Source organism: Thalassotalea sp. HSM 43, from assembly GCF_004752005.1.
Taxonomy (GTDB): Bacteria; Pseudomonadota; Gammaproteobacteria; order Enterobacterales; family Alteromonadaceae; genus Thalassotalea_A.
The window spans coordinates 3,487,616-3,506,364 of sequence record NZ_CP038493.1 but is presented as its reverse complement, the minus strand read 5'-3'; the positions used below and the strand labels follow the sequence as shown (position 1 = coordinate 3,506,364).

Here is an 18,749-nt window from a genome sequence, read left to right as displayed (position 1 = left end):
TCTTCTATTACTTGTTGCTTAGTTATTCATTGATAACGGTTATTTGCGGTGTTTGTGGGCTTTTCGCATCGAGTTGATAAAACAGATTGGCCGCTACATTGCCAGCTATTCTACGGTAGTTTGCCCCTACATCGCTAGCAGAATTTTCATTTATTAAATTTTGACCATTATCACTGTATTCGCGGATATCAACATGCAATGGTAACTGCCCTAATACCTCGACGTTGTGATCATTTGCCAAACGTTCTGCGCCACCTTGACCAAACAGATGCGAGTGATGATCACAGTTTTCACAAACGTGATAACTCATGTTCTCAACAATGCCCAACACAGGTACCTGTACCTTATCGAACATAGCAATCCCTTTAATGGCATCTTTTAAGGCAATATCTTGCGGTGTAGTCACTACCACGGCGGCCGCCACTGGCACTTTTTGCGCAAGGGTTAACTGGATATCGCCGGTACCTGGTGGCATATCAATTAATAAATAATCGATGTCTTCGCCTTGCTCAGTCTGCCAGTCGGTTTCATTTAACATTTGTGAGAACGCAGAACTTGCCATAGGACCACGCCAAATCGTCGCGTCTTTATCAGACACTAAAAAGCCAATCGACATTGCGGTGATACCATTGGTAAAAATAGGCATCATGGTTTTCCCATCAACCGACACCGGACGTTGGTTTTCAATACCTAGCATGGTTGGAATCGAGGGACCATAAATGTCCGCATCAAGAATCGCCACATTGGCGCCCTGCTGTGACAAGGCGTACGCTAAATTCACCGTGGTTGTTGATTTACCAACACCACCTTTGCCTGAGGCAATAGCGATAATGTTGCGAACACCTTTGACTTGATGGGAGCGCACCGGCGCGATGTCGTATTCAAGTTCGACTTCAACGTTAACATTAAACTCAGTTACAAGATCTTTAGCCAATTGCTCTAGGCCTAATTGACAGGCAAATAATGGCGTAAATGATAGTACGATGCTGTCGTTTTCTACCCTCGCTTGCCAATCTTTCATTGCAGCGTCTACACCAAAATCAAACGGTGCTGTACGGTAGTTCTTGATAAATTCAGTAACTTGATTGAGCAATTGGACATCCTTTTTTGATGAAGAAAACAACTTTTTAAACATAGTCGACAGTTTTTCTTATAATTTATGAGAATTGTAATGAAAATATGCCTTAAATTTTGTACTATCCGTGGCCATATTTCTATTAAATAATTTAATAATCAGGCAAATAGTCAAATGAGTGATAAAAATCGCAAAATTTTGGTGACCAGTGCCCTGCCATACGCCAATGGCCCTATTCACCTAGGTCACCTTCTTGAGTATATTCAAACCGATATCTGGGTTCGTTTCCAGAAAATGCGTGGTCACGAAACATATTACGTTTGTGCCGATGACGCTCACGGCACGCCTATCATGCTTAAAGCTCAACAATTAGGCATCACGCCAGAGCAAATGATCGCTCAAGTTCGCGAAGAGCATATGGCTGATTTCGCTGACTTCCACATCGAGTTTGATAATTATCACTCAACACACAGTGATGAAAACCGTCACTATGCCGAGCTTATTTATAATCGTTTAGATAATAACGGTTATATTAAACGTCGCACTATTTCGCAACTGTTTGATCCTGAAAAACAAATGTTTTTGCCAGATCGTTTTGTAAAAGGCACCTGCCCTAAATGTGGTAGCGAAGATCAAAACGGCGATAACTGTGATAATTGTGGTGCAACATACTCACCAACCGACCTAGTAAACCCTAAGTCAGTGGTTTCTGGTGCGACGCCGGTTATGAAAGATTCAGAGCATTTCTTCTTTGACTTACCTGCGTTTGAGCAAATGCTTAAAGACTGGACCAAGTCAGGTTCATTGCAAGAAGAAATGGCGAACAAGCTAAACGAATGGTTTGAGTCAGGCCTGCAGCAGTGGGACATCAGTCGTGATGCGCCATACTTTGGTTTTGAAATTCCAAATGCACCTGGCAAATTTTTCTACGTTTGGCTTGATGCCCCAATCGGTTATATGGGCAGTTTCCAAAACTTATGTGACAATAAAGGCATCAATTTTGATGAGTTTTGGCAGTTAGACTCGGAAGCTGAGCTTTACCACTTTATTGGTAAAGACATCATTTACTTCCACTCACTGTTTTGGCCAGCCATGCTAAAAGGCGCCGGTTATAGACAACCAACGTCGGTTTATGCGCACGGTTTTGTTACTGTAAATGGCACCAAAATGAGTAAGTCAAAAGGTACCTTTATTAAAGGTCGTACGTACCTTGAGCACTTAAACCCAGAATTCTTACGTTATTACTTCGCGGCTAAGCTAACCAATCGCATTGATGATTTAGATCTGAACCTTGAAGACTTTGCCCAGCGTGTAAACTCTGACTTGGTTGGTAAAGTCGTTAACATTGCATCACGTTGTGCTGGCTTCATTACCAAGAAGTTCGATGGCATGCTATCTGAAACCGTTGATGACCAAGCCTTAGCGGATGACGTTATGGCAGCGGGCGACTCAATCGCAGCATGCTACGAGAACCGTGAATTTGGTCGAGCGATGCGTGAAATCATGGCATTAGCGGACAAAGTAAACGAATACATTGCCGTTAAAGAACCTTGGGTATTGGCTAAGCAAGAAGGTAAAGAGCAAGAGGTGCAAGACGTCTGCTCGATGGGCATCAATTTATTCCGAATCTTGATGATCTACCTTAAGCCAGTACTGCCTGAATTGGCACAAAAATCACAAGCGTTCCTTAATGACGAATTGAACTGGCAAGGTCATACACACTTATTGACCGGCCACAAAATCAATAAATTTAAAGCGCTAATGCAGCGCGTTGATATGGATAAAGTAAACGCCATGGTTGACGATTCAAAAGAAAACTTAGCAGCAGCACAAGCGGCGCCAGTAAGTGGTCCATTGGCTGATGATCCTATTGCCGAAGAGATAAGCTTTGACGATTTTGCCAAAGTAGATTTACGAGTGGCGAAAATTGTTACCGCTGAGCATGTCGAAAAAGCCGATAAGTTGCTTCGTATCGAAGTTGACCTAGGTGGCGAGAAACGTCAGATTTTCGCCGGCATAAAATCGGCCTATCAGCCGGAAGATTTGGTGGGTAAATTAACCGTTGTGGTGGCTAACCTTGCACCTCGCAAAATGCGCTTTGGTATGTCAGAAGGTATGATCATTGCCGCAGGTCCTGGTGGAAAAGACATCTTTATTCTTAATCCAGATGACGGTGCTCAGCCTGGTATGCGAGTAATGTAATCAGCAAGTAGTTGATTTAAAAAACACTAAGGGCAGCTCAGGCTGCCCTTTTTATTGCCCAGATATAATTAGCGCAAAAATTGACCACAGGTCATATTACCATTATGTTTGAATACAACGGCACTCGAACATTGGTAATTATGAGAAACGGCTTTGCCCATATAACTCAACCCACAACCTTGCTTAAACGACTCAGCTTGTTCGCTGTTGTTGGTTTTGCCGTATTTGCCCAGGCCAAACAAACTCATCAAAAAACCATGCCAAGCCAAGAAGTCATCAAACTCTGCCATAGCATTGAAAGTACCGTAGGTGACAATGTTGAAGCCGTAACCAGTCGGTTTGGTGTGCCGGACAGGTCTTCACAAAAACAAGATGTTAGTCCACATGATGAAAGCTATATAAACCAAAGAGTACAGCTACATTATAAAGATGGTGTCGTGAGCATTTATCAAGTCCCCAATGCCGATAAAAGCTTTTTAGAATTCGCCATATTTACACCGGCATTTCAGATTGACGCAACCAGCAACCTAATTGGCATCAGTAAAAAGCGTTTGCAAGAAGAGCTAGGCGCGCCGGATAAGTCAAACAAAGATAAAGTCATCTATTACTGCTCTATTGAAAGTTATGACCTGCTGGCGTTCACCATTACCGATCAACACGTAAGTAGCATCATTCTCAGTAATCATATCGATTAGCGTTAACAACGTTTTTAGCGTTGCTCATAAATAAAAACATTAGATTGCAAGTCATGCTTACCAGTGACGTTAATATAGTGACATTAATATAGTGACATCAATATAATAACCAATAAAAAAGGGAGCCTCATGCTCCCTTTTGTTATGTGATTTTATGCAGTGGCTATTCGTTTAACCTAATGCCGCTTTGCACGACATTACCACTCAATTTTTATGCGGGTGCCGGTATCAACTAAGTTCATAAATTCATCCATTTCGGTATTGGTTAAAGCAATACAACCATTGGTCCAATTAAAGCGTTGGATCATTTTAGCATCACGATTATCACCATTGCGTTGACCGTGCACCATAATGAAACCGCCTGGACTATCACCGCGATCTTGTGCGCTTGCCACATCATTGGCATTGGGGTAGCTGATGTGCATCGAACGATAATATTGTGAGTCTTCTTTTTTGTAATCGAGAACGTATTCGCCCTCAGGGGTTCTGTTATCCCCTTCTTTATTTTTATGACCTTTAGGGTTATCACCTAAGGCGATGTGGTACTGTTTGATAACCGTCTCACCATCAAGCAAGTACATCGTACGAGCAGATTTGTCTACTTTAACCAAGTCCACTTTCACATGCTGGGTATTGGCATTTGCCTTCATCGTCATCAATATTAATAAGCTACTGCTTAGCGCTGTTTTTAATTGTCTCAATGTCATATCTGGAAATACTCGATAACACTTAATTACAGTTAGTTTAATGAAAACAACATTTGGCGCAACCGACTGTTACATTTTGACGAACTGTTTGCGCAAAATTCAATCAAATCAAAAGCAAACTACACAATAAAAACCCCGCTTACTTTGCGAGGTTTTATTGTTTTGTCATTTTTAATGCGCTTTATCGCAGGTGCGACAGCAATTGAGCGGCAATTTTTTGTTTGGTTTGCTGATCAAAAAAATGATCATCTTCGACGCTGAGATGTGAATATTGATAGCTAAAATCATGCGCCTGTAGTCGCTTTACGATTTGTTGCGCCATAAGCTTGGATGGCCATATATGGTCATTTTCAGCTGAAATGAGCAATATGTCCGCTTTGATGTGTTCGACAGGAATAAATTCACTGGCATCACTTGCTAGTTGTTGCAATGCGTTACTGGCGCGTTGATAAATCGGCAGTTCACTTTGTCGAGCAAAGCTAAGGCTAGCGATAGCGTTATTCTGATAACGCCACGCGGTGGCTGTGCGTTGACCATGCCAGGTCACTGATGACGGAACGATGCCAACCACCGCTCCAATACGATGATCCGTTGCCGCGCTCCAAAGCGCCAACTCTGAACCACGAGAAATACCAACAACGCTAATTTTTAGCTTGCTATCCGTACTGAAGTCGCCTTGTTGATAACCTGATTGTAAAAAGTCGATGGCGTCACTAACACGTTCAATTGGAATATCATCGAGAGTGTCAGAAAACCCTGCAGCATTAAAATATGCGATTGCCAACACATTTTGGCAGTGCTCTGCGATTAATTGACTATAGCTTTCATTCACTCGGCCACTAGAGCCGCCTATGACAATGACATACTGGTTGTTCGCTGCACATGATGATTGATACAACACACCTTGTACCGATGGGCTTTCAATCTTGCGCATGTTGACTTGCTTTGCTTGTACAGCAAAACACAACAACATTAACAACAAACAACTCAAAATCTGCTTCATCATCGACGCCTACTATTGCTTACCGTATCTTTTTCAAGACGATAAAATCCGATCAAAAAAGGCGGTTATTAAACCGCCTTTTTACTGTTTGATTTGATTATGCCATGTGCATCAGCATGTTTGTAGGGTCTTCTAAGAAAGACTTCCACAAGTTACTGAATCGTGCAATGGTGCCGCCATCAATAATGCGATGATCGCCAGACCAGCTCACTTGCATAATAGAGCGTGCTTCAACTTCACCTTTGTCATTAAAGCGAGGTAGAGTTTGTAGCTTACCAAGTGCAACGATCGCAACTTCAGGCTTGTTGATGATTGGTGTTGCCACCGTACCACCTAATGCGCCGATATTAGAGATGCTGATGGTGCCGCCTTTCAAGTCTTGCGTACTTACGCGACCTTGACGAGCATCGTTGGTCAAACGTGTCACTTCTTTTGCGACATCAACAATCGACATGCTTTGCACGTTCTTGACGTTTGGTACCAACAGACCCACTTTGGAATCTACCGCCATACCAATATTGTGATCATCAAAGTAAGTAAGCTCAGTGCATTCTTCATTTGGCTTTGAGTTCATCACTGGGAATTGCTTAAGTGCAAGTGACATCGATTTCATGAAAAATGGCATCATGGTTAATTTGATGTCTTGCTTGGCATACACTTCTTTAAGCTCTGAGCGTAAAGCAATCAGTTTGGTCATATCAATCTCTTCACAATAGGTGAAGTGAGGGATAGTCGATACTGAGGCAACCATAGCTTTTGCCATCGCCGCTTTCACGCCACGGATTGGCTCAACACGAGTACCACCGCTAGTCGCCACCGTAGCTGCTTGCGTTGGTTGTTGTGCGACCTTGTTACCGCCTTCCATAAAGCTGCGTACATCTTCTTTAAAGACACGACCTTTTGGACCAGTACCTGGTACGTCATGAATATTGACACCAAGTTCACGGGCGACACGACGCACCGCTGGGCTTGCTAACGCTTTACCATTGCCAGCTTTTTGTGACGCAGGTTGTTGTGCAACCGCTGGTGCTGGTGCTGGCGCAGGTGCTGATGTCGGTGCAGCGGCTTTTACTGTTTCGGCTGTGCTAGCTTGTGCCGCAGCAGCTGGTGCTGAGGCAACGGTACCGGCAATTTCGATTGCAAATAATGGCTCATGTACCTTGGCAATTTCACCTTTACCATAATGAAGCTTAACCACAGTACCAGCGTATTTAGCCGGAATTTGTACCAGTGCTTTGTCGGTCATGACATCAACAACCGGTTGATCTTCTTCAATGATTTCGCCTTCGGCAACCAACCATTCAACAATTTCACACTCAACAATACCTTCACCAATATCTGGCAAGATAAAATCTTCTACTTCACCACCGGTGGCTGCAGCTGGCGCGTCAGCAACAGGTGCTTGCTGTTCAGCTGCACTCGCTTGCGGCGCAGACTCTTGCGCAGCAGGTGCTTCGCCATGTGGTGTCATGGCAAACAATGGCTCATGCACCTTGGCAATATCACCTTTACCGTAATACAACTTATCAACCACACCTGAGTGCATTGCAGGGATTTGGACTAATGCTTTGTCAGTCATGACATCACATACCGGTTGGTCTTCTTCAATGTGCTCGCCTTCTGACACTAGCCATTCAACAATCTCACATTCAACAATGCCTTCACCAATATCCGGTAGAATAAAATCGATACTCATTGCCTAATTCCTTAGTAATTTACTGAGGCCATGATAGCTTCAAACGTTTTTAGCTCATCTGGCATGTATTCTTTTTCGTGAGACAGTGGGAATGGAGTATCCAAACCACATACGCGTGTAATCGGCGACTCAAGGTGTAAGAAACACTTGTCTTGAATGGTCGCAGCGATTTCACCAGCGAAACCACCGGTTAATGGTGCTTCGTGGTTGATCAACAAACGGCCGGTTTTACATACAGATTCGGCAACGGTATCAACATCCCAAGGCAAAATTGTACGTAAATCGATAATTTCACAAGAAACACCTTGTTTCTCTGCCATGTCTGCGGCTTTTTCTAGGGTCTCAATTTGCGCACCCCAACCAAGTAAGGTGATATCGGCACCAGATTTAACCACTTCGGCTTTACCTAGTGGTAATTGGTAATCTTCTTCAGGAACTTCACCAACAGAGGCACGATATAGTTTTTTCGGTTCAAAGAACACTACCGGGTTGTCATCACGAATCGAGGCCAGTAACAAACCTTTTGCTTGATATGGATTACGTGGAACAACAATTTTCAAACCTGGTGTGTGGGCAAAATACGCTTCTGGTGATTGCGAATGATATAAACCACCAGCAATACCACCGCCGTATGGGGTACGAATAGTCAATTTACCGACATCAAATTCATTACCTGAGCGGTAACGGAATTTAGCCGACTCGTTGACGATTTGGTCAAACGCCGGGAAGATATAATCAGCAAACTGGATTTCCGCAATTGGACGAGAACCTTGTGCCGCCAAACCGTTGGCAAAACCTAGGATACCCTGCTCAACTAATGGTGTATTGAAACAACGGCTTTTGCCGTACTTCTCTTGCAAGTTTGACGTTGCACGGAAAACACCACCAAAGTGACCAACATCTTCACCAAAACATAACGTAGAGTCATCTTCAGTCATGGCGATATCTAGGGCGTCGTTAATCGCCTGCAATAAATTCATTTGTGCCATTATTTAATTCTCCCTGCCGTCACTGGATACGCTTCTGGATATTTCTTGATATGCTCTTTTAAATCGCTAAGTTGCTGCTCTAATGCAGGTGTCGGCACGTCATAAACGTCACTGATCAAATCTTCGATAGGTGGTTTAGCAATGACCTCAGCGACTTTAACCGCAGCAAGAACTTGCTCTCGGTATTGTTCTAGTAGCGCATTATCTTGTGCTTCATCCCACCAGTTTTGCGCTAGCATCCAGTTTTTCATACGTAAAATAGGGTCGTGCTCGGCGTATTTGGCTTCTTCTTCTTTGGTACGGTAACCACTTGGGTCATCCGACGTAGAGTGAGCGCCTAAACGGTAAGACATGGCTTCAATAAGCACTGGCTTACCTTCTTCAACGGCATATTTACGTGCTTCTTGGGTCACTTTAAGTACCGCTAGAATGTCGTTACCGTCAACACGAATGGTTTTAATGTCATAACCTACACCGCGAGATGCAATACCGTTACCGGCATATTGCTCGGTTGATGGTGTCGAAATCGCATAGCCGTTGTTACGACAGAAGAAAATAACAGGTGCGCCATGTACGGCAGCCATATTTAGACCGGCGTGGAAGTCACCTTCTGAGGCAGCACCTTCACCGATATAACAAATAGTGACGTTGTCTTTGCCTTTAAGTTTTTGGCCATAAGCATAACCCGCAGCTTGTGGTACTTGTGTACACAATGGCGATGAGATGGTCATGTAATGCAATTCACTTGAACCGTAGTGAATTGGCATTTGGCGACCTTTACCCAAATCTTTCTCGTTTGAGAACATTTGGTTCATAAAGTTTTCCAAACTAAAACCACGGTAAATAAGCGCACCTTGTTCACGGTATTGCGCCATGATCATGTCTTCGTCTTCTAATGCTGCTGCACTACCAACACTTGCTGCTTCTTCACCTAGCGCAGCCATATAAAAGCTCAAACGTCCTTGACGTTGAGAGGCGATCATACGTTCATCTAGTACGCGGTGAAATGCAAGACTCTTGTAGATTCTCAATGCGTGTTCTTGGTCTATAACAGGCATTTCGGCACCTTCGTACAAGCTGCCATCCTGTTTAAGAATTTTTAGAATTGGAATTTCTACAGATAGGCCATCGATGTATTCAGGTTGGTGTACAACCCGGCCTTGTTGATACTTTTCGGTATTCATAAGCTTCTCTTTTGTTTTCTGCAGCCAGCCAATGTATATACAATACATTAACAAGCCATCAAAACTTGAAATGCAAGTCTCTATTTTAGCGCTTAATCCATACTATATGGGCGCGACTTTGCTGTTATTTTTGATAGGCTGAACTTTACATTCAGGTATGGCTTGTTGCAATTTTTTGCCAAAATTTAGCGTCTTGTGAACATTGTGAGTGGCAATTTTGCTTTACAGAAAAATATAGCTAAGCCCGTTCACTGCAATCTAAGTTAAGCATACCCTTCTAGCATGTAAAATTTCCCTGCCATAATAGCGACTTGATAGGCTCAGAAAATAAAAAAGCCTGTGACAAAGAGCACAGGCTTTAAAAGCAAAGACACAGCGAATAGCAGTACGGCCTAATTTAACGTACTCGGTATCACCGTTAATAAAGCTCTTTGACCTAAGGCAACGTTAGCGTTAGGGAATATAATGGCTTCACCATGAGCGCTGACGCGGTGTTCTTTATCGCCATCAGTGGCTAATAAGTAATCCAATGGGTAATCGGTAAAATTAGGCACATCATCGGCAAAATGCAGGATAAACTCTTCGTTGTCACGGTTAATGGTTTTAAAAATTTCAAACAGATTGAAATCAGCGTCGTCATACTCTTTTAATTGCAGGTCTTGGCCTGACAATAATCGAGATAGAGTATTCTGACAGGCGGCAAAATTGGTCATGTCATTTTCACCGAACGGTCGCACTTTACCTAACTCAACGGTAAATGCATGTGCCTGAAATTCATTCACTGAAAAGTAGCTAAAGGTTGTGGTCGGTGCATTAGATAATAAGATGGTATTAATGCCACAAGCCAATAAAATTTGTAGTTGCTGTTTGTTGTGAGACTTGCCATGTAAATATGGATAGACCGCAAATTTGTCATTTTTCGAGCCACGAATAGCGGTATGTAAGTCGTAATGTAAACGAGTGCGACCAGCATCGATGCTGCCACCTTGGTCAAAGAAATCACGGACAAAGTCTTCAAGCATTTTCGCGCGTATGCGCTCATCATTGCATAAGCCAGGGCCATCGCTATGAGCGCCACTAAATAAGCGATTTAAGTTTTCTTCGACAAAACGTTTACCAATATTGATTGCCGCAGGATTTCCAAATAAAAACAACACACGTTGTTGCAGGCTCAATTGGCCAGTGATGATTTGCTCGATAAGTTGCTGGCATATTTCAATTGGCGCAGTTTCATTACCATGCACAGCACAAGACAATATGATGTCGGTGTCGGTTTCCTGATTGACCGGCTCAAAACAGATAACGCCAGTATCAAGAACACTCATTAATACTTGCCGTTGGCCACCTTCAAACGTTAAATGTTCAGTAAAAGGGTCAAGAGAATCAGGGTTTTGACGGGTGATGCTAAGAAAGTCGGCTGTGGTCATTAATTGTTGCTTGATATCAGACACGGAAAACCTAATAACAGAAAAATGGTGTCCTAAGTTTAGGTGAACTCCCCCTATTAACACAAGTGGTCGACGGAAAGGTGGTAGGTGCCAAGCATCGCTATTTGTCTTGTCTGATCGATTACCACTAGGTAATTATTCGTCCAAGCAAGATTATTATATTTCGATTTAACGCAAGCCGTGCACACATCGTTAGCATTATGGGGATTATGCAAAGGCAGCTCTGAAAATTACTCGCGCATAATTATTCGTATGGTAAGCGACTCATATCATTATAAAAATAATTTGAGTTATTGTTGCTGCCTCACTTTATTTGGTTGTTATTTGCACAATAAGATATGCACACCACACAAATGTATTGGTTAAGGTATTGGTTAAGATTTTCGCTTGGCTTAGCAAACTGGCAATAAAAAAGGCCCCATATGGGACCTTCCATCAACCTGCGATTTGCAGCTTATAATCCGGCATTTTTAAATGCGCTGGATACCAAGCCCTTGGCATCATCAAAAATGCGCTCTAAATGGGCTTGATCAATAAAGCTTTCGCCGTAGATTTTATAAATTTCTTCGGTACCCGATGGACGAGCAGCAAACCAACCGTTTTCGGTAACGACTTTCACCCCACCAATGGCAGCATTGTTGCCCGGTGCATGACTCAAAATGGCTTTAATAGGTTCACCGGCTAAAGTATCTTGGGTAACGTCGTCTTTTGATAACGAGGTAAGCACCTGTTTTTGCTCGCTGGTGGCAACCGCTTCTACACGACCATAGCTTGATTCACCGAGTTCATCCGCTAATTGCAAATACCATTGATACGGATCTTTACCGGTGACCGCCATAATTTCAGCCGCCAATAGACACATGATGAAACCATCTTTATCTGTAGTCCAACAGCTGCCATCTAGCGCTAAGAATGAGGCGCCGGCGCTTTCTTCACCGCCAAAACCATAACTTGAGTCTTTTAAACCATCGACGAACCATTTAAAGCCAACAGGTACTTCACTTAATGGCTTGTCTAGCTTTTCGGCCAGGCGGTCAATGAGTGAGCTTGATACTAAGGTCTTGCCTATTTTGGCCGTGTCAGGCCAACTGCGATTGGTAAATAAGTAGTTAATTGAAACAGCCAAATAGTGATTCGGATTCATCAATCCACCGGTCTTGGTCACAATACCATGACGGTCAAAATCAGGGTCATTACCAACGCTGATATCGTAATCATCTTTCATGGCGATCAAGCCAGCCATTGCATATGGTGATGAACAATCCATACGAATTTTGCCGTCTTTATCTAATGTCATAAACGCAAAACTGGCATCGACAACTGGGTTGACCACATCAATATCAAGATTGTATTTTTTCGCAATTACAGGCCAATAATCGATACCCGAACCACCTAATGGGTCGACACCTATTTTAATACCGGCTTTACTGATCGCTTGCATGTCGATTACTTTGCCCAACTCATCGACATAAAATTCAATAAAGTCTTCTTTGCTTAACAAGGCTGATTGAAGTGCTTCGCTGTAATCAAGCTGTTTAATGTCGGCACCATCATTAGCTAATATTTCATTGGCTCTTTGCTCGATAAGCTTGGTGATTTCACCTTCTGCCGGGCCGCCATGTGGTGGATTGTATTTAATGCCACCATCGCTCGGAGGATTGTGCGATGGGGTGATGATCAGACCATCAGCCTGATCATCAGAATGTGCATTATGATTGATGATCAAGCGAGAAATGACTGGAGTCGGTGTAAAACCTTCATCGGCTTGAATCACCACGGGTACGTCGTTAGCAATTAGTACGCTGATTGCGCTGATAAACGCCGGCTCAGACAGTGCATGGGTGTCCTTGCCCAAATACATAGGACCTGTAAAGCCTTGTTGCTTGCGATATTCAGCAACGGCCTGACAAATAGCGATAATATGATGTTCGTTAAAGTTGAGCTTAGTGGCACTGCCTCGGTGGCCAGAGGTGCCAAAGGCAACACGCTGTGCGGCAATGCTGACGTCCGGTTTTAGTTGATAATAATCACTCACCAATTTGGCAATATTAATTCTATCTTCGGCTCGAGCCGGCTTACCGGCGTGTTCATGTACGCTCATTAACTATCCTTTATGCTGTAACGACAAACCAATCAAAATTATCTGTACCATCATTATACTCAATAAATATGTTGAATTAATGACAGAACCAAGCTGATTATAGCAACTCTCGAATACGTTCGGAGTCGCTACCAGTGTAGCCCAAAGCGATGGCTACATCGGTTAACATGCGCTTTTTCTTGGTTGTGTTTGAATTAGTGATAACCCAATAGTTTGAGTTTGGAATCAGTTTTGGCTTAGTAGAGCTACCGTATTCCCTTAACTCTTCTTCGCTTTTGGCAAAATACAAACGGTCACGACCACGAATATCAAGTACTTGTTCGAACTCACCTTTGTGCACTCGGTACAAGTTAGACAAGATCAACAAAAATCGCCCAACAGCGCCGCGCTGCATTGCTAACTCTTCTTTGTTAATCAGATCAAATAGGTTTTGCTCAGGGCTGACAACTGAAATTTTTTCAACTGTGTCGCTTTCAATATCTTGAACGGTTTCAGTGGTTTCGGTTGTTTGTGCGTCAACAACCTCTGCTTTTGGCGTATCAACAACTTCGACAGGTGTGTTGTTGTTATTTTTTGCTTGAGCCGTTGCTTTCGCCTGCTCTGCTTTGCCTTTAGATACTTCTAACAAACGACGAAGAATGTCTGATGCACTCTCACCGATATACTTCGTGTTGCTGGCGATGTATTGATACAACTCGTCATCAATTTCGATGGTTTTCATGAAAATCCCGAAAATTTTATTATTGTGGCATTCATCACGCATTTGATTGCGCCAAAGGCCGTCATTACTGGAGATGCTACGCTAAACTCGGATAACGAAAGTTCGACAACTTAAGCAATACCTAATTTGCGCAGATTATAAAATTAGTGCTCCGATTATAACCACGTTATCGACAACTCTCTACCCTGTTCATCAGTGATTTTTAAGATTTTTTCTGGTCGGTGAAAAAAGCAACAATTTCTGGCTGTTATGAAGATTGGTATTCTCTGATAATTGCTTTAAAATACGCGGCAACAAATCAGTGTGAGTAGCGCAAAAAACAATGGAACACAATCAATCTTTGCATTATCGAATTATTGGCCAAGGCGAGCCAATTGTTTTAATACATGGCCTATTCGGTAGCCTAGAAAACCTCAACATGGTCGCCAAGCCATTAAGCGAACAATTTCAGGTAATAAGCGTTGATGTGCGTAACCATGGCAAATCATTCCACAGTGATGAGATGACCTATGATGCGATGGCCGATGATGTCATCGCCTTATTGTCAGAGCTTAATATCAATAAAGCGCATTTTCTTGGCCACTCAATGGGCGGCAAGATAGCGATGAAAATAGCACTCAGCCAGCCACAGTTAGTTGATAAATTGCTGGTTGCGGATATCGCCCCGGTTAGTTACCCACCTCATCACAATGAAATCATTAATGGTTTACAAAATATTGATATGAGCAAGGTGACATCACGCAAAGACGCTGATCAACAATTACAGTCGGCGGTAGCTGAAGCCGGTGTCCGCCAGTTTTTATTAAAGAACTTAGCGAAAGACGACAACGGCTTTTTCTGGCGCGTAAATCTCAACACCATTAAACAAAAATACGATGATATAGCTATAGGTTTCAACGAAGGTCAGTTTCTTGGTGCGGTTTTATTTATTAAAGGCTCAAACTCTAACTACATTCTAACGGAACACCGTGCACAAATAGGCGCGTTATTTCCAAATGCTAGTGCAAAAATCATCCAAGGTGCCGGTCACTGGCTACACGCTGAAAAACCAGTCGCCTTTAATAAAATCGTTATCGACTTTATAAACGGTTAATGATAGCGATCGCAGCAGTGGTTTATCGCGTAAAATAGATAGGCGCAGATCGAAAAAAAGCGGCGTTGGACAGTACATTTACCTGTTATGTTGTGCTATAGTGCCGCCGTAATTTTATAGGATGTAGTATGCTTTCCGAACACTTAGAATTAATCGAGTCAATTGGCCTTAATTTGTTTTTCGTTGCCATTTTCTTTTTTATCGGCATGTCGATACATGACGTAATGAAAAAAAATGATGTACCGAAAAAAGGCAAATATATCGTTTACTTCGTATTATTTCTCGGATGTGCCGGTTTTATCGCCAAAGGTGTTATTCAGGTGATATGGGAAAGCAAGGGAATAGGCTAGAATTATGGCTAAAGAAGCTGCAGATTTGACAACAATCGATCTGTTCGTTGACGAAAAACGTCCTGGTCGCCCAAGAACAAACCCTTACCCAAGGGAAGTTCAAGTAAAAATAAACAAACGCAACCAGGTTAAACGAGATAAAAACAAAGGCCTCAAACGAGTTGAGTTTAAGATTCATCAACAGTTGTTTGAACAACTGGATGAAATGGCAAAAGATAAAGGCGTGAGCCGCAGTGACCTTATTGAAGCACTGCTTGTTGACGCATTAGAATCAAAGACGAAATAAAGAAAAGGTTTTAAATACATGGCAACTGTCGGTCTATTTTTTGGTAGCGATACAGGCAACACTGAAGCTGTTGCAAAAATGATCCAGAAAAAACTGGGTAAAAAGAATGTCGAAGTAAAAGATATTGCCAAAAGTACGAAAGAAGATATTGCAGAATTTGATTTATTAATTCTGGGCATACCTACTTGGTACTACGGTGAAAATCAGTGTGATTGGGATGACTTCCTACCGGAACTGGAAGAAATCGACTTTACCGACAAGTTAGTTGCCATTTTTGGCTTAGGTGATCAAGAAGACTACGCTGAGTACTTCTTAGACGCCATGGCGCCATTGCGTGACATTGCCGAATCAAAAGGCGCTATCATGGTTGGTGGCTGGTCTACTGACGGTTATGAATTTGAAGCGTCAAAAGCACTTATCGATGACAATACCTTTATCGGTTTAGGCCTTGATGAAGATCGTCAACCAGAGCTAACCGAACAACGTGTTGATGCCTGGATTGCGCAATTGATGGATGAGATGTGCTTAGCTGAGTTGCTTGATTAAGCAATAAAATCAATCCTACAAAAAACGCCCTTTTGGGCGTTTTTTTATATCTGCTGTAATCACGTTAACGAATGATAATTTGAGCAAAGCAAATTAGATATTGGATTAATATATGCCTAGATTCACACAGCCCTTTTTATTTAGGCGCAGCAAACTTTACTTTTAAACGAGTCAGGGTTTCATTTGAATCAATTAGGTTAAGTCATTGTTTAACTAATGTGCAATCAATGGCTAATCGCAAATAATTATCAATTAGGGGTTTTAACCTGCTTTGTTAGCCCCTATAATCGTTTGCTAGAGATTTATTTAGAAGTATCAAAAATGCCAGATCAAAACGAAGAACTAAAAAAAGCTGGACTGAAAGTTACCTTGCCACGTGTCAAAATCCTCGAGATTTTGCAACAGCCAGATAACCAACATATCAGCGCAGAAGACGTGTATAAGATCCTTTTGGAGCAACACGAAGAGATTGGTTTGGCTACTGTTTACCGAGTATTGAACCAATTTGATGACGCCGGCATTGTGACGCGTCACCATTTCGAAGGCGGCAAATCGGTATTCGAATTATCACACAAAGCGCATCACGATCACTTAGTTTGCTTGAAATGCGGTAAAGTTGTTGAGTTTGAAGATGATGTTATCGAACAACGTCAAATCGACATCGCCAACAAAAACAAAATCAAACTAACCAACCACAGTTTATATCTGTATGGTGAGTGTGAAGATGAAGTGGCGTGTGAAAAGTATCGCAAATCACAGAGCTAGCCAGCTAACTTAAGCAATCGGCAATAAAGGTCAGCAACGCTGGCCTTTTTTATTGGCCAAAATGGCCGATATCAGTAATAAGCAGATAATAAAAAACCTCGCTAAGGCGAGGTTTTTTCTAGTCAATGATACGGTCAATTACCGTCAATCACTCTCAGCTATTATGCGTTGATTTTTGCCCATGTATCACGCAGGCCAACGGTGCGGTTAAATACCAACTTGCCTTCAACAGCGTCTTTGTTATCAAGGCAGAAGTAGCCTTGACGCTCAAACTGGAATGCTTTTTCAGGCTCAGCGTTTGCTAATGCTGGTTCAACACGTACTTTGTCTAAAGTAATCAACGAGTCTTCGTTAATAACTGCTTCGAAATCATCGGCAGCACCAGGGTTCGGCACCGTAAACAAACGGTCGTATAAACGAATCTCAGCTGGCAAGCTTTGCTCTGCACTCACCCAATGAATAACGCCTTTTGGCTTAGTGCCATCTTCTGGGTTCTTACCTAAAGTGTCTGGGTTGTAGCTACAGTAAACCGTGGTGACATTGCCATCTGCGTCTTTGTCACAACGCTCTGCAGTAATCACGTAAGCACCACGTAAACGTACCGCTTTACCTAGTACCAAACGCTTGTACTTTTTGTTTGCTTCTTCACGAAAATCTTCCGCTTCAATAAACAATTCGCCGCTAAATGGCACTTCACGTGAGCCTTGTGATTCATCATTAGGGTGATTCTTGACGTTTAAGATTTCAACTTTACCGTCTTGGTAGTTTTCAATCACGACTTTAATCGGGTCAAGTACGGCCATAGCGCGAGGCGCTGCTTCGTTTAGATCTTCACGAATGGCTGACTCAAGCACACCCATTTCAATGGTATTGTCCATTTTCGTCACACCAATACGCTTACAAAATTCACGAATTGATGCCGGTGTATAACCACGGCGACGGAAACCAGCGATGGTCGGCATACGCGGATCATCCCAGCCTGATACTAGCTTGTCTTCAACGAGGGAGTTTAGCTTGCGCTTACTCATCACCGTATACTCAAGATTCAAACGAGAGAATTCATATTGACGTGGTGTGCACTCAATTGAGATGTTTTCGATGATCCAATCGTAAATACGACGGTTGTCTTGAAACTCCAACGTACACAACGAATGACTGATCCCTTCGATGGCATCAGAAATACAGTGAGTGAAATCGTACATCGGGTAAATGCACCACTTATCACCGGTTTGGTGATGATGGGCAAATTTCACTCGATATAACACAGGGTCGCGCATACACATAAAGCTCGATGACATATCGACTTTAGCTCGCAAACAACATTCACCCTCTTTGTACTCACCATTTTTCATTTTTGCAAAATGAGCTAGGTTTTCCTCAGGTGAGGTGTCACGGTATGGGCTGTTTTTACCTGGTTTTTGTAAGGTACCACGATATTCACGGATTTCATCTGGGGTCAGAAAGTCAACGTACGCCAAGCCTTTTTCAATAAGCTCAACCGCATAACCGTGCAGACGATCAAAATAATCCGATGAATAGCGCACATCGCCATTCCACTCAAAGCCAAGCCATTGCACGTCTTTCTGAATTGAATTTACGTAATCAATGTCTTCTTTTTCAGGGTTGGTATCATCAAAACGCAAGTTACACTGTCCCTGGTAATCTTGAGCAATACCAAAGTTTAGGCAAATGGATTTAGCATGACCGATATGCAAGTAGCCGTTTGGCTCTGGCGGAAAACGCGTTTGCACCTGTTTGTGCTTACCGCTTTCTAGATCAGCATCGATGATATTGGTAATAAAATTACTAGGACGGGTTGGTGTATCCGACATCTAGGAAACCTCTGAAAAACTAAAATAAATGGGTGAAAATTAAGAATAACGACGCA

General features: G+C 42.6%; 17 protein-coding genes. 7 read left to right on the top strand and 10 right to left on the bottom strand.

Annotated elements, in window-relative coordinates:
* Positions 1–22: 22 nt before the first annotated feature.
* Positions 23–1,135: an iron-sulfur cluster carrier protein ApbC gene (apbC, locus tag E2K93_RS15390; RefSeq protein ID WP_135439943.1), complete on the bottom strand. Its 1,113-nt coding sequence runs from the start codon at positions 1,133–1,135 to the stop codon at positions 23–25.
* A gap of 114 nt (positions 1,136–1,249) precedes the next feature.
* Here apbC and metG point away from each other — a divergent pair, with 114 nt between their 5' ends.
* Complete coding sequence (gene metG, locus E2K93_RS15385) at positions 1,250–3,277, top strand: methionine--tRNA ligase (RefSeq protein WP_135439942.1); 2,028 nt, start codon at positions 1,250–1,252, stop codon at positions 3,275–3,277.
* Positions 3,278–3,357: 80 nt separating this feature from the next.
* The gene (locus E2K93_RS15380; protein ID WP_135439941.1) at positions 3,358–3,972 is read left to right on the top strand and encodes a hypothetical protein; all 615 of its coding nucleotides are present in this window, start codon (positions 3,358–3,360) and stop codon (positions 3,970–3,972) included.
* A 197-nt stretch (positions 3,973–4,169) separates the two neighbouring features.
* Here E2K93_RS15380 and E2K93_RS15375 read toward each other — a convergent pair whose 3' ends face one another.
* From E2K93_RS15375 to seqA, 8 genes are all read right to left on the bottom strand, one after another.
* Positions 4,170–4,679 carry a L,D-transpeptidase family protein gene (locus E2K93_RS15375; protein ID WP_189637792.1) on the bottom strand — a complete coding sequence of 170 codons (510 nt, stop codon included), beginning with the start codon at positions 4,677–4,679 and terminating at the stop codon, positions 4,170–4,172.
* 181 nt (positions 4,680–4,860) lie between these two features.
* Complete coding sequence (locus E2K93_RS15370; RefSeq protein ID WP_135439939.1) at positions 4,861–5,685, bottom strand: acyl-CoA thioester hydrolase/BAAT C-terminal domain-containing protein; 825 nt, start codon at positions 5,683–5,685, stop codon at positions 4,861–4,863.
* A gap of 94 nt (positions 5,686–5,779) precedes the next feature.
* On the bottom strand, positions 5,780–7,378 hold the full coding sequence (locus E2K93_RS15365) for a dihydrolipoyllysine-residue acetyltransferase (RefSeq protein WP_135439938.1): 1,599 nt from the start codon (positions 7,376–7,378) through the stop codon (positions 5,780–5,782).
* A gap of 11 nt (positions 7,379–7,389) precedes the next feature.
* Positions 7,390–8,367: an alpha-ketoacid dehydrogenase subunit beta gene (locus E2K93_RS15360; RefSeq protein ID WP_135439937.1), complete on the bottom strand. Its 978-nt coding sequence runs from the start codon at positions 8,365–8,367 to the stop codon at positions 7,390–7,392.
* A complete protein-coding gene (locus tag E2K93_RS15355) occupies positions 8,367–9,551 on the bottom strand; it encodes a thiamine pyrophosphate-dependent dehydrogenase E1 component subunit alpha (RefSeq protein ID WP_135439936.1) in 1,185 nt (394 codons plus the stop codon). The genes E2K93_RS15360 and E2K93_RS15355 overlap by 1 nt, the downstream gene beginning before the upstream one ends.
* 392 nt (positions 9,552–9,943) lie before the next feature.
* A complete protein-coding gene (astE, locus tag E2K93_RS15350; RefSeq protein ID WP_135440531.1) occupies positions 9,944–10,978 on the bottom strand; it encodes a succinylglutamate desuccinylase in 1,035 nt (344 codons plus the stop codon).
* Between the two features lie 475 nt (positions 10,979–11,453).
* Positions 11,454–13,100 (bottom strand): phosphoglucomutase (alpha-D-glucose-1,6-bisphosphate-dependent), encoded by a 1,647-nt coding sequence (pgm, locus tag E2K93_RS15345; protein ID WP_135439935.1) that lies wholly within the window; start codon positions 13,098–13,100, stop codon positions 11,454–11,456.
* A 97-nt stretch (positions 13,101–13,197) separates the two neighbouring features.
* Complete coding sequence (gene seqA, locus E2K93_RS15340; RefSeq protein WP_135439934.1) at positions 13,198–13,821, bottom strand: replication initiation negative regulator SeqA; 624 nt, start codon at positions 13,819–13,821, stop codon at positions 13,198–13,200.
* Positions 13,822–14,143: 322 nt separating this feature from the next.
* Between seqA and E2K93_RS15335 the strand changes: the two genes are divergently transcribed.
* The 5 genes from E2K93_RS15335 (at position 14,144) to fur (ending at position 16,861) form a co-directional block, all read left to right on the top strand.
* The gene (locus tag E2K93_RS15335; RefSeq protein WP_135439933.1) at positions 14,144–14,914 is read left to right on the top strand and encodes an alpha/beta fold hydrolase; all 771 of its coding nucleotides are present in this window, start codon (positions 14,144–14,146) and stop codon (positions 14,912–14,914) included.
* A gap of 128 nt (positions 14,915–15,042) precedes the next feature.
* Entirely contained in the window at positions 15,043–15,264 is a 222-nt protein-coding gene (locus E2K93_RS15330; protein ID WP_135439932.1) for a DUF2788 domain-containing protein, read from the top strand.
* A gap of 4 nt (positions 15,265–15,268) precedes the next feature.
* On the top strand, positions 15,269–15,550 hold the full coding sequence (gene ybfE, locus E2K93_RS15325; RefSeq protein WP_135439931.1) for a LexA regulated protein: 282 nt from the start codon (positions 15,269–15,271) through the stop codon (positions 15,548–15,550).
* An 18-nt stretch (positions 15,551–15,568) separates the two neighbouring features.
* Positions 15,569–16,096, top strand: a complete 528-nt coding sequence (gene fldA, locus E2K93_RS15320) for a flavodoxin FldA (RefSeq protein ID WP_135439930.1) — start codon at positions 15,569–15,571, stop codon at positions 16,094–16,096.
* 321 nt (positions 16,097–16,417) lie between these two features.
* Positions 16,418–16,861, top strand: coding sequence for a ferric iron uptake transcriptional regulator (gene fur / locus E2K93_RS15315; protein ID WP_135439929.1), 444 nt, complete (start codon positions 16,418–16,420; stop codon positions 16,859–16,861).
* Positions 16,862–17,022: 161 nt separating this feature from the next.
* Here fur and glnS read toward each other — a convergent pair whose 3' ends face one another.
* Positions 17,023–18,693, bottom strand: a complete 1,671-nt coding sequence (glnS, locus tag E2K93_RS15310) for a glutamine--tRNA ligase (protein ID WP_135439928.1) — start codon at positions 18,691–18,693, stop codon at positions 17,023–17,025.
* Positions 18,694–18,749 lie beyond the last annotated feature (56 nt).

What these genes read in the sequence shown, in the direction of transcription:
- apbC (WP_135439943.1), bottom strand. Translation starts at nt 1,135, where the DNA reads ATGTTTAAAAAGTTGTTTTCTTCATCAAAAAAGGATGTCCAATTGCTC.
- metG (WP_135439942.1), top strand. Translation starts at nt 1,250, where the DNA reads ATGAGTGATAAAAATCGCAAAATTTTGGTGACCAGTGCCCTGCCATAC.
- E2K93_RS15375 (WP_189637792.1), bottom strand. Translation starts at nt 4,679, where the DNA reads ATGACATTGAGACAATTAAAAACAGCGCTAAGCAGTAGCTTATTAATA.
- E2K93_RS15370 (WP_135439939.1), bottom strand. Translation starts at nt 5,685, where the DNA reads ATGATGAAGCAGATTTTGAGTTGTTTGTTGTTAATGTTGTTGTGTTTT.
- E2K93_RS15365 (WP_135439938.1), bottom strand. Translation starts at nt 7,378, where the DNA reads ATGAGTATCGATTTTATTCTACCGGATATTGGTGAAGGCATTGTTGAA.
- E2K93_RS15360 (WP_135439937.1), bottom strand. Translation starts at nt 8,367, where the DNA reads ATGGCACAAATGAATTTATTGCAGGCGATTAACGACGCCCTAGATATC.
- E2K93_RS15355 (WP_135439936.1), bottom strand. Translation starts at nt 9,551, where the DNA reads ATGAATACCGAAAAGTATCAACAAGGCCGGGTTGTACACCAACCTGAA.
- astE (WP_135440531.1), bottom strand. Translation starts at nt 10,978, where the DNA reads ATGACCACAGCCGACTTTCTTAGCATCACCCGTCAAAACCCTGATTCT.
- pgm (WP_135439935.1), bottom strand. Translation starts at nt 13,100, where the DNA reads ATGAGCGTACATGAACACGCCGGTAAGCCGGCTCGAGCCGAAGATAGA.
- seqA (WP_135439934.1), bottom strand. Translation starts at nt 13,821, where the DNA reads ATGAAAACCATCGAAATTGATGACGAGTTGTATCAATACATCGCCAGC.
- E2K93_RS15335 (WP_135439933.1), top strand. Translation starts at nt 14,144, where the DNA reads ATGGAACACAATCAATCTTTGCATTATCGAATTATTGGCCAAGGCGAG.
- E2K93_RS15330 (WP_135439932.1), top strand. Translation starts at nt 15,043, where the DNA reads ATGCTTTCCGAACACTTAGAATTAATCGAGTCAATTGGCCTTAATTTG.
- ybfE (WP_135439931.1), top strand. Translation starts at nt 15,269, where the DNA reads ATGGCTAAAGAAGCTGCAGATTTGACAACAATCGATCTGTTCGTTGAC.
- fldA (WP_135439930.1), top strand. Translation starts at nt 15,569, where the DNA reads ATGGCAACTGTCGGTCTATTTTTTGGTAGCGATACAGGCAACACTGAA.
- fur (WP_135439929.1), top strand. Translation starts at nt 16,418, where the DNA reads ATGCCAGATCAAAACGAAGAACTAAAAAAAGCTGGACTGAAAGTTACC.
- glnS (WP_135439928.1), bottom strand. Translation starts at nt 18,693, where the DNA reads ATGTCGGATACACCAACCCGTCCTAGTAATTTTATTACCAATATCATC.